Raw genomic sequence first — 13,295 nt, 5'->3', positions numbered from 1 at the left:
TCTTCGATGCGGTCGCGGAGTTCTCTCATGCCATTCGCTGTTTACCTGCTCGGACTGGCGGTCTTCGCCCAAGGGACGTCCGAGTTCATGCTGTCCGGCCTCGTGCCGGGCATCGCGCGGGACCTGCACGTGTCCATCCCCGACGCGGGGCTGCTGACCTCGGCGTTCGCCGTCGGGATGGTGCTGGGCGCGCCGCTCATGGCGGTGCTCAGCCTGCGCTGGTCACGGCGGGCCGCCCTGCTGGGCTTCCTGCTCACGTTCCTGGCCGCGCACGTGGTGGGCGCGGTCACCACCAGCTACGGCGTGCTGCTCGGCACGCGGTTCGTCGCGGCGCTGGCCAACGCCGGGTTCCTGGCGGTCGCCATGGCGACCGCCATCGCGCTCGCGCCCCCGAACGCCAAGGCGCGCGCCACCTCCGTCCTGCTCGGCGGCGTCACGATCGCCTGCGTCGCGGGCGTGCCGGGCGGCGCGCTGCTGGGCGAGGTGTGGGGGTGGCGCTCGGCGTTCTGGGCGGTGGCCGCCGCGCTGGTCCCGGCCCTCGTCGCCGTGCTCCGCTCCGTTCCCTCCGGCACGCCTGATTCCGCGGGTACGAGCGCGCGTGCCGAGTCGCGGGCGCTGCGGCGACCGCGGCTGCTGGTGCTCCTCGCGCTGGGCGGCCTGGTGAACGGCGCCACGTTCTGCACGTTCACGTACCTCGCGCCGCTGCTCACCGGCGAGACGGGGATCGGGTCCACCTGGATGCCGCTGATGCTGGCCCTTTTCGGGCTGGGGTCGTTCGCGGGAGCGACCATCAGCGGGCGGGTCGCCGACGCGCGGCCGGTCCGGCTCCTGGTGGGCGGCGGGGCGGCGCTGGCCGCCGGCTGGGTCCTCTTCGCGATGACGGCCGGGGCGCCGGTGCCGGCGATCGCGCTGGTGTTCGTCCAGGGGACGCTGTCGTTCGCCGTGGGGTCCACGCTGATCTCCCAGGTCATGTACGCGGCCACCGACGCGCCCACGCTGGCCGGCGGGTTCGCCACGGCCGCGCTCAACGTGGGCGCGACGCTCGGCCCGTGGCTGGGCGGCGTGACCATCGGGGCCGGGCTCGGGCTGCGCTCCCCCCTGTGGGTGAGTGCCCTGCTGGTGGCCGCCGCCCTGGTTACCGCCGCCGTCGCCCACGCCGTCGGGCGTCCGTCATCCGCGAAGTCGGTGGAGCAGGACCATCCGGCTGAGGCACAGTGAGTGACATGGAACCCGCGTCACGCTTCCGCCGGGAGGTCCGGGCATTCCAGGAGGCCGTCCGGCAGGCGGCCGCCTCCGGAGCCGCGCCGGCCGTGCCTTCCTGTCCCGGCTGGTCGGTCGCCGATCTGGTGATCCACCTGGGCGCCGTGCACCGGGGCGTGTTCAGCATCATCGAGGACCGGCTCGACGGGCCGCCGGACGTGTCCGACCTCTCCTTCGCCGGGCTGCCGCCGGACCTCACGGGGTGGCCCGACCCGGAGCAGGCGCCCAACCTCGGGCCGATCCCGGACGAGGTGCTCGACTGGTTCGAGGAGGGGGCGGCCCGGCTGGGGGCGCTCTTCGACTCGCGCCCGGCCGGCGATCCCGCGTGGACGTGGTCGAAGGAGCAGACCGTCGGGTTCTGGGTGCGGATGCAGACCATCGAGGCCGCCGTACACCGCTGGGACGCCGAGAACGCCGTCGGCCTCCCGCGCCCGATCCCCGAGGACGTGGCGGCCGACGCGGTCACGCAGACGTTCGAGGTCATGGCGCCCGCGCGGCGGGAGTGGACGCGGGCGCCCGCCGGGGCGGGCGAGCGGTTCCGCTTCCGGCGCACGGACGGCGAGGGCGACTGGGCGGTTCACTTCGACGGCCCGGACGTACGACTCTCCTCCGGGGCTTCCTTCGAGGCGTTCGACGTCGAGCTGGCCGGGAGCGCGTCGGACCTGATGCTGTTCCTCTGGCATCGCATCCCCGCCGACGGTCTCGACGTGCGTGGCGACAAGCGCATGCTCGACCGCTACTTTGTCGTTGTACCTCCCGTATGACCTAATCTGACCGGCATGAAGTCAGCGCCACATGGCCGGGTCCCCCGGCCGTTGCAGTGAGCGCCGTGTCCGAAGTCTTCCTGCTGGCCCTGTGGATCGGGCTGCTGTTCAACGCGGCGCCGGGTGCGGTGTTCAGCGAGTCGTTGCGGCGGGGCGTGCGGGGCGGATTCGGTCCCGCGTTCGCGGTGCAGGTCGGGTCGCTGGCGGGCGACGCCGTGTGGGCGCTGCTCGGGCTGGCCGGGGTCGGGGCGCTGTTCACCGTTCCGGCCCTGCGCGTGCCGCTGACGGTCGCCGGCTGCCTGCTCCTCGCCTGGCTCGGGGTGACGGGGCTGCGCGACGCGGCCTTCCCGCGTCCCGATGCTCCGAGCCGCGTTTCGCGGCGGGGCGGGGTCACCCTCGGGGCCGCCATGTCGCTCGGCAACCCGTGGAACGTCGTCTACTGGTCGGGCGCGGCCGGCGCCGTCAGCTCCGTACTGGGCGAGGACGCGGGCCTGGCGAGCCTGGCCGCCTTCTTCACCGGTTTCATGACCTCCTCGCTGGCCTGGTGCTTCGTCTGCGCGGGACTCATCGCGCTGCTACGCAGAGCCCTGCCGCCGCTCGCCGTACGGCTCCTGGAGGCGGCGTGCGGGGCGGCGCTGCTGGTCTTCGCGGCACTCCTCGTCGCCCGCCTCCTATGAGCCCCGGCTGAGGAGCCCCATCGACGTGGCGAACGCGTTCCGCGCCCACATGCCCAGGTGGTTCTTCGGCACCATCATGCGAACGTTCGGCCCGATCCGCTGCTTGCGGTTGACCAGCTCCCTGTGGCTCTCCTCGTACCTGCGGAAGGCGACCCGGTGGTCGGAGGCGCCCGCGAGCTCCTCCGCGAGCCGGTACGCCCCCACCACGGCCAGCTCGGCCCCGGCCCCCGAGGCCGGGGAGGCGCAGTAGGCGGCGTCCCCCACGAGCGCCACCCGGCCCTTCGACCACGACGGCAGCCGCGCCTGGCTCAGGGCGTCGAAGTAGAAGTCGGGGTCGGCCAGCGCGCCTTCGAGCAGCTCGCTCACCCGCCGCGCCGCGCTCGTGCCCTTCTTCTGCAACCGGCGGCGCTGCCGGTACCGCCGCTCCCGCAGGGCGCGGACGTGGCCGTTATCGTGGATAGGCCCAGGCAGAGCGCGGCCAGGCAGCACCGCCCCATCAGAGGTGACCGCCAGGTTCGCCACTCCTTGATCGACTCCTAGGAAGCCGCAAACCGGCTCGCGCACCGCTGGCTTGGACAGGGTGACGGCCACCTGCAGCAGCCACACGCCTTTGCGGCAGATCAGGTCGGCCTCCCCGACCGGGAGCGTATCGAGCGCTTTGAGGTCTTCCTCACGGCCGGTGTAGGAGATGTGCACGCGACCTGCAGGGGTCCACAGCGACACGATGCGGGCATCCCTGTTCCAGGTCATCAGCCGTGCGTCGTAAGGGATGGCCCCGTGCGGGCGGAAGATGTGCGCCCGCTTCTTGGTGGCACGACGGTTGGCGTAGGCGCCCGCCACCCGGGCGATGGCCCGCACGGTCGCTTGAGCGCCCAGCCCGCCGAAGTGGGCGCGCGCTTGGTGGTAGGCGAGCCGGTGCAGGTCCAGGACGGGGAAGGTGCGCTGCTGCCAGGCCAGGCGGGAGATGTAGGTGGCTGCCTGGTTGCACACCTGGATGGCGGTGGCCAGGGCGCCGGCCTGGGTGGGGGTGGGGGTGAGCCGCAGTTGCACGACCGAGGGCAAGCCGTGCCGTTTGGCGGCCGAGCGGCGGATCGCCATCGCGCACCTCCTGTCACTGGAGCATCACCCAACGCACACATTACTGACCGTTGCCGATGTTTTCCATACTGTTTTCGAAAGGAGGGGTGGCGCTTCCTCCCGGCCGGCAGATGAAGATCGGCTGACACGGGGGATAAATCGGTGGTGTGCGGACATCCACCGCGGCTACGGTTACTGCAGGTCAGCAGGCAGAAATGCGCGCTGTCCCCACGGGCCCGCGGCTCAACCGTACGGAATCGACCGACGGCGAGGCGATGGTCACCACTGGCGCCGTCCTAACGCCCCCAGACGATCGCGAGCCGCGGGTCCCGCCCTATCACTTGCCGGCGAAGCCGTCGGTGGCCGCGAGGAGCTCCTTCTTGAGCGTCTCGCTCCCGGTGTGCCCGGAGTCCTCCACGACGACCAGCTTGGCGTCCGGCCACGCCTTGGCCAGCTCCCACGCAGTGTCGAGCGGGCAGCTCAGGTCGAGGCGGCCGTGGATCAGCACGCCGGGGATCCCGGCCAGCCGCCCCGCCTCCCGCAGCAGCACGCCCTCCTCCAGCCAGGCGGCGTTGGAGAAGTAGTGGGCGCAGATGCGGACCAGCGCGTGCAGGTCCTCGGCCGGGCGGTCGCTGTAGACGTTCTTCGTGCCGTTGGGCTCCCCGGAGATCACCACGTCCTCCCAGGCCGCCCAGTCGTGGGCCGCCTTCGCGCGCACCTCAGGCTCGGGGTCGGCCATGAGCCGCGAGTACGCCGCCAGCAGCGCGAACGTGTCGCCGTCGCGGTCGGCCTCGGGCACGCCCTGCCTGAACCGCTCCCACTCCTCCGGGAAGAACCGGCCGACGCCGCGGTAGAGCCAGTCGATCTCGGAGCGCCGCATGTTCGTGACCGCCACGATGACCATCTCCGACACCCGCTCCGGATGAGCCTCGGCGTAGGCCAGCATCAGCGTCGAGCCCCACGAGCCGCCGTACAGCAGCCACTTGTCGATGCCCAGGTGCTCGCGCAGCCGCTCCATGTCGGCGATCAGGTGGTGGGTGGTGTTGGTGCTCAGGTCGGTGGCGGGGTCACTGGCGTGCGGCCGGCTGCGGCCGCAGTTTCGCTGGTCGAACAGGACGATCCGGTAGCGCTCCGGATCGAACGTCTTGCGGACGGACGTCGAGCATCCCGCCCCCGGGCCGCCGTGGACGACGAGCGCGGGCTTCCCTTCCGGGTTGCCGCAGACCTCCCAGTAGACGAGGTTGCCGTCGCCGGTGTCGAGCATGCCGTGGTCGTACGGCTCGATGGGGGGATACACGGGAACGACCTTATCGAGACGGCCGCGGTGGCCCGGCGGACCACCGCGAACGCCGGGCTACGCCACCTTGGACGACGGGGCCGTCCAGGTGTTGCACGATCCGGGATCGCCGGTGGCGAAGCCGCGCTTGGACCAGGCGCGCCTGGTGGCCGCCTTGCCTTCGTCCCGGTCTTCACCGCGGGCGTCACCTGAGAGCAGACTCAGGTAGTAATTCCAGTCCTTCGTGGTCCGTCCCTCCATCGGCCAGACGCTCTTCAGGAAGGCGCCGGCGAGGCAATCCTTCTGGAGCCGGTAGCGGCGATCCTGCTCGAAATACTCGGCCTTGTTGCGGTACCGCACGGCGTCATAGGCGACCCGGATGCCGGTCACATTCTGAACGTGATAGCCGTACATATAGGCGACCGTCTCGAACAGCCAGAGGTCCTCGGGATCGGCGACCCAGTTCTTGCCGATCTGGAAGAACAGCGTGCGGGTTTTCACGCAATACCACGCCTGCGAGTCGTCTTTGGTCGGCTTGATGCCGCAGGTCTTGGGCATTTTGGCGACGTGCCGCAGCTTGATCTTGGAGTATGCCAGGCCGGCGCCGGTGAGGTGCTGTTCCCAGGTGGTTTCCATGCAGGCGACGACCGCGTCGACGTAGGCGCGGGCCAGCTTGCGGTCCCCCGGCTTGACCTTCGGCTCCGTACAGGTCGTCGTGGGCAGCGGGCCCGCGTCATAAAGCGGGTTGGCGATGAGCTTGGGGTGCTTGACGGGATATGCGGCAGCCTCGGCGGTGGCCGTTCCGGCTAAAGGCACCATGAGGGCGGCCGTCAGCACCGCGGTCATGAGAAGTTTCACGAGGCGTGAGAATATGACCTCGCGCTGACGAGGACCAGCTCCAGATGAAAAGTAATTCAACCGGCACTTAGCGTGCGGGCGACTGCCGATAGTCTCATCGTGAGAACGCCGGAAGGGGCTTCGACATGCTCAACAGACATCTCGCGCTCGCCCGGCTCGACGTCCTGGTCGGCCGGTGGACGGTGCAGCCGAAGGTGAACGGAGTCGGGCGTGCCTGGACCGAGTTCGCCTGGCAGGACGACGGCCAGTTCCTCCGCCAGTTCACCGACGCCGAGCCGCTGCCGGCCACCGCCCCGCAGGCGTGGCGGGACAACGCGCCGTTCCCGACCGTCGCCCTGATCGGGCTCGACGACACCACGGAGGAGTTCACCATGCTGTACGCCGACGCGCGCGGCGTGCACCGGGTCTACCGGATGACGCTGGCGGACGGCGAGTGGCGGATCTGGCGGCACGCGCCGGGCTTCAACCAGCGCTTCCACGGCACGTTCAGCGCCGACGGCGACACCGTGAACGCCCGATGGGAGATGTCGAAGGACGGCCAGACCTGGGACCTCGACTTCGAGCTCACGTACGCGAGGGCGGTCCAGACCCCGTAGCCGGCGTGTCGTCGAGCAGCCGGAGGTGCTCGTCCAGGCGTGGATCGGGGCTGCCGGTCCAGGCGCCCGCCAGGTCGGGCCGGTGGCGGGCCACGTGGACGCCGAACGCGGCGATCTGATCGCGGGCGTTCTCCTGGGGGGTGACCGGTTCGTCCAGGGCCTGGCGGGCCGCCCAGCACAGGTCGATCCGCTCGCGCAGCCAGCTCGGCGCCAGCCGTTCGCGCTCCTCGATGCCTGTCACGGACGCGCCGGCCAGGAGCGCGATCCGTTCGGCCAGCTCGGACTCGCCACGGGCCGCGGCCATGCGCTCGAACCGGGTCCACTCCCTGCCCATCGACCCCATGCGCTCGCCCCACTGCTCGAGCACGACGTGCCGCACGGCGCGGGCCGCGTCCCTGAGGTGGTACGTCGCCGCTTCCAGGCGCAGCTCCGCCCGCTCCCGGTGCGCCCGGTCGCGGGCGTCGGCCGCGCTCTGCCGCCACCATCCGATCCTGGCCTCGACCACGGCCGGGTGGAACCGCATCTCGGTCAGCCAGCCCACGAAGCGGCTCGTGAGTTGGTCATCCGGGTCGGCCGAGCGGCCCTGGAAGGCTTTGTCCATGCCGTGGAACCAGCGCGGATCCCGCGTCAGCCGCTCCACGGCCCAGTCCGCGCCCATGGACGCGCCCATGGACACGGCCTCCCGCGCCTCCTCCGCGGTGAACGCCAGCCAGCCGACGTCGAGGGTCTGCGCTCGGCCGCTGGCGGCCCACCAGTCCACGAGCTCTGCCTGCTCGCGTCCGACGTGCCCAGCGGTCGTCTCGGGGTCGCCGTCGTACACGGGAAGGAGATCGATGTCCGACATCGGCCAGGGACCACCCCGTCCGACGCTGCCTCCGACGATCAACCCGTGCACACCCGGAACGCCGGCCAGCCTGCGCGTGGCCTCCTCCAGACGTTCCTGGAGCAGCTCCCGCCAGCGGCCGGATATCGTCATCCATCGATCTTGGCAGGCTCCGGTATCACGGGCAACGCGACCGGTCCCTCGGTGATGATCGGCGCGGCCCGAGGTGAAGGCGCGGTTGACGAGGCCGCGCAGCCGCCGTGGTCCGCGCCGTTCTCGGCACGGGTCGGCTGTCACCGTGAGGCCGTCAATCCCTGCCGACCGCGCCATACCCGGGCCGCTGCTTCATCGGAAGTCGGCGGCGTGGTCGGCCGCCCACTGGCGGAAGGTGCGTGCCGGCGTCCCGGTGATCTCCTCCACCGCAGAGGTGACCAGTCCGGAGTGGGGCCGCGTCGCCGCGCTCGCCAGCAGGGCCTCCACCAGTGCCGGCGGCCTCCCGTCCGCGAGCATCTGCGCGCGTGCCGTCTCCACGGGCACCTCCTCGAAACGCAGCGGGCGCCCCACGGCCTCGCCGATCGCGCGTACCTGCTCGGCTCTGCTCACCACCTCCGGCCCGGTCAGCACGTACGTCGCGCCCGCGTGCCCGTCGTCGACCAGCACGCGCGCCGCCACGGCCGCGACGTCCCGCGGATCGACCACGGCGGTGGCCGCGATGCCGGGCCCCCGCACGACCCCGGTCTCCCGGATCTGCGCGGCCCACCCGCGGGTGTTGGAGGCGATGGTGTTCGCCCGCAGGAACGTCCATCGCAGGCCGGACCTCTCGATCAGGCCTTCCATGTCGGCATGGAGCTGGTTGATCGGGTCGCTCTGCCGCTCGGCTCCGTCGTTCACTCCCGAGGACGAGAGGTAGACGACCCGGCGGGCCTGGCGCCGGATCACGTCCAGAACGGCCGAGGCGCCTTCGGCCGTGAGAAAGGGCCAGACCAGGAAGACGGTCTCGACGTCCGCCAGGGCCGGCTCGAGCGTGTCCGGCCTGGACAGGTCACCCTCCGCCGCCTCCACCCCGGCCGCGAAGCGGTGGGGCTCCCTCACCAGCGCTCGTACGGAGCCGCCGACGTGCACAAGCCGGGCCAGCACCTCCCTGCCGACATTGCCGGTCCCACCGGTCACAAGAATCCTGCTCATGCTCGTCATCAGCCCGCGCTACGGCCGGCGGTATTCCGGTTGCAGGCGGTGGATGAAAGTTTCACCGGCAGTTGACGCGGGGAAAGCGCTTTCCTACTGTGGCGGGGGTTTCATCGATGTTCCATGCTTTGCCCGGGCAAGGACACAGAAGGCGATCTCGTACGCGGCGTCCCGACGCGGCTCGACCATGCGCCCGCGCCGCCGTACCGACACCATTGGAGAAGGATGATGCGCCTGAAAGCCGTCCTCGCGTGCGCCGGCCTGTTAGCCGGGGCATTCGTCACACTGTCACAGACCGCCGCGCAGGCGGCGCCGACGCGGTATGAGGCGGAGAGCTCGCCCGCTGTCTGCAGCGGCACCATCGACAGCAACTGGTCCGGGTACTCAGGCAGCGGGTTCTGCAACGGCACCAACGCCACCGGCGCCTACGCCCAGTTCACGGTGAACGCCGGCACGGCCGGGACGGCGACGGTGAGCGTGCGGTTCGCCAACGGGACCACGGGTGCCCGGTCGTCCGATCTGATCGTCAACGGCTCGACCGCGCAGAGTGTCTCGTACGAGGGCACGGGCGCATGGAACACCTGGGTCACCAAGACGCTCACCGTCTCGCTGAACTCCGGCAGCAACACCATCCGGTTCAACCCGACCACCTCGAACGGCCTGCCCAACATCGACTACATCGACGTCGAAGCGGGCGGCACGACGCCTCCGCCGTCGAGCGGCACGCTGTACGTGGCGCCGAACGGCAAGGACAGCGGGGCCGGAACGCAGGCGGACCCGACGACGCTCACCTCGGCGATCACCCGCGTCACCTCCGGCGGCACGATCTACATGCGCGGCGGGACGTACAACTACTCGCAGACGGTCACCATCGCGCCGGGCAACAACGGCACCTCGAGCGCCCGCAAGAAGCTGTCCGCCTACCCGGGTGAGACCCCGATCCTGAACTTCTCGGCCCAGAGCGAGGACTCGGCCGCCCGCGGGCTCGCCGTGAACGGGTCGTACTGGCACGTCTACGGCATCGTCGTCGAGCGCGCCGGTGACAACGGGATCTTCGTCGGTGGCAGCAACAACATCATCGAGCGTACGGAGACGCGCTTCAACCGAGACACGGGGCTGCAGCTCTCGCGGATCGCCTCCGACACGCCCCGCGACCAGTGGCCGTCCAACAACCTCATCCTGAGCGCGTTGTCACACGACAACGCCGACTCCGACGGCGAGGACGCCGACGGCTTCGCCGCGAAGCTCACCGTCGGCTCCGGCAACGTCTTCCGCTACTGCGTGTCCCGCAACAACATCGACGACGGCTGGGACCTCTACACCAAGACGGACACGGGTGCCATCGGCCCGGTGACCATCGAGGACTCCCTGTCGTACAACAACGGCACCCTCAGCGACGGCAGCCAGGCCGGCAACGGCGACCGCAACGGCTACAAGCTCGGTGGCGAGGACATCGCGGTCAACCACACCATCCGGCGCAACATCGCCTACCACAACGGCAAGCACGGGTTCACCTACAACCGCAACCCCGGCACGATGTCGATCTCGAACAACGTCAGCATCGACAACACCGAGCGGAACTTCTCGTTCGACGCCGGCACCTCGGTGTTCCGCAACAACACCTCCTGCCGGAGCGGCAGCGGGACCAACGACCGGATCGTCGGTGACGCCGACGGCTCCAACCAGTTCTGGTCCGGCTCGAACGGGTCCCGGTGCTCCTCCTACTCCGGCGCCCTGCACTGGTCCTTCGCCGCGGACGGCCGCCTGGTCGTGACCTTCGGCGGCAGCCCGGTGACGCCGTAACGGACCTCTCCCCGAAACCCCCTGCAAGTCAGGGGGTTTTGGGGAACAACATCAGAGATGCCGCCATGAGCAGAGCTGCGACCCCACCCCAGATCATCACGGTCGAGACCGAGAAGGCGTCGACGACGCGGCCGCCGACGAACGCGCCGAGCGCGAACGTCGCCTGGAACGAGGAGGTGAAGACGACCGTGGCGGCTTCCGGCGCGTGGGGGGCCGCGGTGATGAACGACGCCTGCGAGCAGACGGGCACGCCTCCGTAGGCCAGCCCCCAGAGCACGAGCAGCGCCACGGCGCCGACGGCCGTGCCGCCGACCGAGGGCAGCAGCAGGGTGGCGGCCGCGATCAGGCAGCCGCAGGTCACGAAAGCGCCTCGCAGGTGGGTGGCGGTGGCCCTGCCGGCCAGGAAGTTGCCGGCGATCCCGGCCACTCCGTACGCCAGCAGGACGGCGCTGATGACCGCAGGATGCAGCCCGGTGACGTCCTGGAGGAAGGGCGTGACGTAGGTGTACGTACCGAAGTGGGCCAGGACGATGAGGAAGGTGGCCAGCAGGGCGACCGCGCCGCCCCGGCTGCGCACCAGATCGAGCAGGACGCGCGGGCCGGTGACCTGGTCGGCAGGCAGCCGCGGCAGCAGCATCAGCAGGGCCGTCAGGACCAGAAGGGCCAGCCCGGCCAGGACCAGGAAGGCGGTCCGCCAGCCGGCGAGCTGGCCGATGAGCGTCCCGGCCGGCACGCCGAGCACGGAGCCGAGCGGCACGGCGGAGAAGATCACAGCGGTGGCCGTGCCGACGACCCGCGGCGGCACCAGGCGACCGGCCAGCCCCGCCCCGATCGACCAGAAGCCGCCGATCGTGAGGCCGACGAGCACTCTGGAGATCAGCATCACCCAGTAGGCGGTCGCCGTGGCCGCCAGCACGTCGGCCACGGCGAGCACCGCCATGAGGGCGCAGAGCATCAGGCGGCGGTCCAGGCGCGCGGTGCTCAGCGTGACGGCGGGTGCGGCGACCGCCGCGACGACGCCGGGCAGCGCCATGGTCAGCCCCGTGGTGCCGTCGGAGATGCCGAAATCGGCCCCGATGGCGGTCAGCAGGCCGATGGGCAGGATCTCGCTGGTGACGATGGCGAAGATGCCCAGCATGAGCGAGGTGACCGCGAGCCAGCTGATCAGTGGTGGACGTGATGGAGCGAGCGTGGTGGTTGACATGGTTCCCGTTTCCGGCAAGAGCGCGTGATCAATGGGAAACCAGCCAAGCAATGATGGAGTGACCGGCACCGGCATATTTCGGACCCCTACAGGCTGCGATTGGCGGCAATCCACGCCTGCTGGAGCATCCGGTAGTCGATGACGGTGATGCCCTCTTGGCGGAGAAGCTCGCGGGCGGCGGCCGAGGTGAGGAATGTCCCGCCTCGCGGGATCTGGCGACCGGGGCAGAACCGGATCCGGTCCATCGGGAGACAGCAGGCATGACACGAACAGAACCCGTCGAGACGGTGGAGAAGGAGGATGATGCGGAGCTCATCCGTAGCTCGTACGACGACCCGGAACGGTTCGCCGGGATCTTCGATCGCTACATCCAGCAGATCCATCGTTACGTGGCCCGCCGGCTCGGCACCCAGGCGGCCGACGACATAGCGGCGGAGACGTTCCTGATCGCCTTCCGGCGGCGCACGTCCTACGACCTGACGCAGCAGTTGGCCAGGCCGTGGCTGTACGGGATCGCCACCACCCTGATCGCCAGGCATCGGCGCAGCGAGGAGCGGTTCCTGCGGGCGCTGTCCCGTACAGGTGTGGACCCGCTGCCCGAACCGATGGCGGACGCGGTCGTCGACCGGGTGGCGGCGCAGGAGAAGGACCGTCAGCTGGCGGGGGCGCTGGCGGATCTGAAGCAGAGTGAGCGCGACGTGCTGCTGCTGTTCGCGTGGGGTGACCTGTCGTACGAGGAGGTCGCCGGGGCGCTCGGCATCCCGCTCGGGACCGTGCGCTCGCGCCTGCACCGCGCCCGCAAGAAGACCAGGACCACCCTCGGCGACGACGCCCCGACAGGACAGGACGCATGATGGACGAGATCAAGAACTTCCGCGGTGCCACGCCCACGATCACCCGCCACGCGGAGAACGCGGCGCGCGCCCGGCTGCTGCACGCGATGCAGGAGCCGACGCCCGCTTCTCCTCGGCGGCGCACGCCTCGCCTGGCCTGGCGCCTGGTGCTCGCCGCGGCGCTGGCAGGGGCCGTGGGCACGGGTGCCGCTCTCATCGGCGACGGCGGTCAACCGGCCATCACCCCCGTCGCGAGCGTACGGGACCTCGGTGAGCGGGCCGCGAGAGCCGCGGCGACCGACCATTACAGGACCGTCCCTTCTCCGGGCAAGTGGCTGTACGTCAAAGAGACGATCGCGCCGCTCCGCGAGGAGCCCGCGCCCGATGTGGACCCGGGCCGGCGAACCACCTTGGAGCTGTGGAACAGCGTGGACGGCAGGCAGACGGCCTTGGACGACGGCAAGGGCCGGCTCGTCATCGAGCCCGGCCCCGGCACCACCGCTGCCGATCTGGCCAAGGCCCCCGTCACTCCGGAGCAGATGCTCACCCGGATCAAGGCGGGCCTTGGCGAGGCTCCCCCCGGCGACACCAGTCCTGAAGACCAGCGGATCTTCGAGACGATCTCCCAGCTCATGAGCGGGCAGGTGCTCGAGAAGGACGTACGGGCCGCGCTCTTCCGGGCGCTGCCGATGATCCCAGGCATGTCGATCAAGCAGGACGCCGTGGACGCGGCCGGCCGTCACGGGGTGGCGTTCGCCTACACCGGCCCGGAGGAGCGTTTCGAGATCATCCTGAACCCGGAGGACTACCGGTACCTGGGAACGTACGGCGAGTCCTTGGCATCCCGCACCCATCCCAAGGCCGGCGTCCCCTTGGTGTGGACGGCGCAGCTGGAGGCTGAGATCGTCGACAAGCCGGGCGCACGGCCGTAGCAGGGGT

Annotated in this window: 14 protein-coding genes; 7 read left to right on the top strand and 7 right to left on the bottom strand. The window is 70.6% G+C overall.

Annotated elements, in window-relative coordinates:
• The first annotated feature begins 27 nt into the window (after window positions 1-27).
• The 3 genes from ABD830_RS47505 to ABD830_RS47495 all read left to right on the top strand — a co-directional run bounded on the left by ABD830_RS47505 (window position 28) and on the right by ABD830_RS47495 (window position 2,701).
• Window positions 28-1,218, top strand: coding sequence for a Cmx/CmrA family chloramphenicol efflux MFS transporter (locus ABD830_RS47505; protein WP_345002118.1), 1,191 nt, complete (start codon window positions 28-30; stop codon window positions 1,216-1,218).
• 5 nt (window positions 1,219-1,223) lie between these two features.
• Window positions 1,224-2,024, top strand: coding sequence for a maleylpyruvate isomerase family mycothiol-dependent enzyme (locus ABD830_RS47500; RefSeq protein ID WP_345002117.1), 801 nt, complete (start codon window positions 1,224-1,226; stop codon window positions 2,022-2,024).
• Window positions 2,025-2,089: 65 nt separating this feature from the next.
• On the top strand, window positions 2,090-2,701 hold the full coding sequence (locus ABD830_RS47495; RefSeq protein WP_345002116.1) for a LysE family transporter: 612 nt from the start codon (window positions 2,090-2,092) through the stop codon (window positions 2,699-2,701).
• On the opposite strand, the gene ABD830_RS47490 is transcribed toward ABD830_RS47495, so the two are convergent.
• The 3 genes from ABD830_RS47490 to ABD830_RS47480 form a co-directional block, all read right to left on the bottom strand.
• Window positions 2,696-3,799: an FAD-dependent monooxygenase gene (locus tag ABD830_RS47490; protein ID WP_345002115.1), complete on the bottom strand. Its 1,104-nt coding sequence runs from the start codon at window positions 3,797-3,799 to the stop codon at window positions 2,696-2,698. The two genes, ABD830_RS47495 and ABD830_RS47490, sit on opposite strands and share 6 nt — an antisense overlap.
• A gap of 316 nt (window positions 3,800-4,115) precedes the next feature.
• Window positions 4,116-5,075 carry a prolyl aminopeptidase gene (pip, locus tag ABD830_RS47485; RefSeq protein ID WP_345002114.1) on the bottom strand — a complete coding sequence of 320 codons (960 nt, stop codon included), beginning with the start codon at window positions 5,073-5,075 and terminating at the stop codon, window positions 4,116-4,118.
• A 57-nt stretch (window positions 5,076-5,132) separates the two neighbouring features.
• Complete coding sequence (locus tag ABD830_RS47480; protein WP_345002113.1) at window positions 5,133-5,900, bottom strand: neutral zinc metallopeptidase; 768 nt, start codon at window positions 5,898-5,900, stop codon at window positions 5,133-5,135.
• A gap of 137 nt (window positions 5,901-6,037) precedes the next feature.
• On the opposite strand from ABD830_RS47480, the gene ABD830_RS47475 reads away from it, so the two are divergent.
• Window positions 6,038-6,508, top strand: a complete 471-nt coding sequence (locus ABD830_RS47475; protein ID WP_345002112.1) for a hypothetical protein — start codon at window positions 6,038-6,040, stop codon at window positions 6,506-6,508.
• Here ABD830_RS47475 and ABD830_RS47470 read toward each other — a convergent pair.
• Window positions 6,477-7,484: a nucleotidyltransferase domain-containing protein gene (locus ABD830_RS47470; protein ID WP_345002111.1), complete on the bottom strand. Its 1,008-nt coding sequence runs from the start codon at window positions 7,482-7,484 to the stop codon at window positions 6,477-6,479. The genes ABD830_RS47475 and ABD830_RS47470 overlap by 32 nt on opposite strands.
• Before the next feature lie 192 nt (window positions 7,485-7,676).
• Window positions 7,677-8,516, bottom strand: a complete 840-nt coding sequence (locus tag ABD830_RS47465) for an NAD(P)H-binding protein (RefSeq protein ID WP_345002110.1) — start codon at window positions 8,514-8,516, stop codon at window positions 7,677-7,679.
• Between the two features lie 228 nt (window positions 8,517-8,744).
• Here ABD830_RS47465 and ABD830_RS47460 point away from each other — a divergent pair, with 228 nt between their 5' ends.
• A complete protein-coding gene (locus ABD830_RS47460) occupies window positions 8,745-10,319 on the top strand; it encodes a carbohydrate-binding protein (RefSeq protein ID WP_345002262.1) in 1,575 nt (524 codons plus the stop codon).
• A 28-nt stretch (window positions 10,320-10,347) separates the two neighbouring features.
• Here the strand turns inward: ABD830_RS47460 and ABD830_RS47455 are convergent, their stop codons facing one another.
• Window positions 10,348-11,523, bottom strand: a complete 1,176-nt coding sequence (locus ABD830_RS47455; protein ID WP_345002109.1) for an MFS transporter — start codon at window positions 11,521-11,523, stop codon at window positions 10,348-10,350.
• An 86-nt stretch (window positions 11,524-11,609) separates the two neighbouring features.
• Entirely contained in the window at window positions 11,610-11,768 is a 159-nt protein-coding gene (locus ABD830_RS47450) for a hypothetical protein (protein ID WP_345002108.1), read from the bottom strand.
• A gap of 15 nt (window positions 11,769-11,783) precedes the next feature.
• Here ABD830_RS47450 and ABD830_RS47445 point away from each other — a divergent pair, with 15 nt between their 5' ends.
• Together ABD830_RS47445 and ABD830_RS47440 are read left to right on the top strand one after the other, a co-directional pair.
• Entirely contained in the window at window positions 11,784-12,377 is a 594-nt protein-coding gene (locus ABD830_RS47445; RefSeq protein ID WP_345002107.1) for an RNA polymerase sigma factor, read from the top strand.
• Window positions 12,374-13,288 carry a CU044_5270 family protein gene (locus tag ABD830_RS47440; protein WP_345002106.1) on the top strand — a complete coding sequence of 305 codons (915 nt, stop codon included), beginning with the start codon at window positions 12,374-12,376 and terminating at the stop codon, window positions 13,286-13,288. The genes ABD830_RS47445 and ABD830_RS47440 overlap by 4 nt, the downstream gene beginning before the upstream one ends.
• The last annotated feature ends 7 nt before the right edge of the window (window positions 13,289-13,295 follow it).

Origin of the sequence: Nonomuraea helvata, from assembly GCF_039535785.1 — a bacterium.
GTDB lineage: Bacteria > Actinomycetota > Actinomycetes > Streptosporangiales > Streptosporangiaceae > Nonomuraea > Nonomuraea helvata.
This window is presented reverse-complemented; position numbering and strand designations above follow the sequence as displayed.

Excerpts from the sequence above, each read along its gene's own strand:
- ABD830_RS47505 (WP_345002118.1), top strand. The coding sequence starts at position 28 with ATGCCATTCGCTGTTTACCTGCTCGGACTGGCGGTCTTCGCCCAAGGG.
- ABD830_RS47500 (WP_345002117.1), top strand. The coding sequence starts at position 1,224 with ATGGAACCCGCGTCACGCTTCCGCCGGGAGGTCCGGGCATTCCAGGAG.
- ABD830_RS47490 (WP_345002115.1), bottom strand. The coding sequence starts at position 3,799 with ATGGCGATCCGCCGCTCGGCCGCCAAACGGCACGGCTTGCCCTCGGTC.
- ABD830_RS47480 (WP_345002113.1), bottom strand. The coding sequence starts at position 5,900 with ATGACCGCGGTGCTGACGGCCGCCCTCATGGTGCCTTTAGCCGGAACG.
- ABD830_RS47475 (WP_345002112.1), top strand. The coding sequence starts at position 6,038 with ATGCTCAACAGACATCTCGCGCTCGCCCGGCTCGACGTCCTGGTCGGC.
- ABD830_RS47470 (WP_345002111.1), bottom strand. The coding sequence starts at position 7,484 with ATGACGATATCCGGCCGCTGGCGGGAGCTGCTCCAGGAACGTCTGGAG.
- ABD830_RS47465 (WP_345002110.1), bottom strand. The coding sequence starts at position 8,516 with ATGAGCAGGATTCTTGTGACCGGTGGGACCGGCAATGTCGGCAGGGAG.
- ABD830_RS47460 (WP_345002262.1), top strand. The coding sequence starts at position 8,745 with ATGCGCCTGAAAGCCGTCCTCGCGTGCGCCGGCCTGTTAGCCGGGGCA.
- ABD830_RS47455 (WP_345002109.1), bottom strand. The coding sequence starts at position 11,523 with ATGTCAACCACCACGCTCGCTCCATCACGTCCACCACTGATCAGCTGG.
- ABD830_RS47450 (WP_345002108.1), bottom strand. The coding sequence starts at position 11,768 with ATGGACCGGATCCGGTTCTGCCCCGGTCGCCAGATCCCGCGAGGCGGG.
- ABD830_RS47445 (WP_345002107.1), top strand. The coding sequence starts at position 11,784 with ATGACACGAACAGAACCCGTCGAGACGGTGGAGAAGGAGGATGATGCG.
- ABD830_RS47440 (WP_345002106.1), top strand. The coding sequence starts at position 12,374 with ATGATGGACGAGATCAAGAACTTCCGCGGTGCCACGCCCACGATCACC.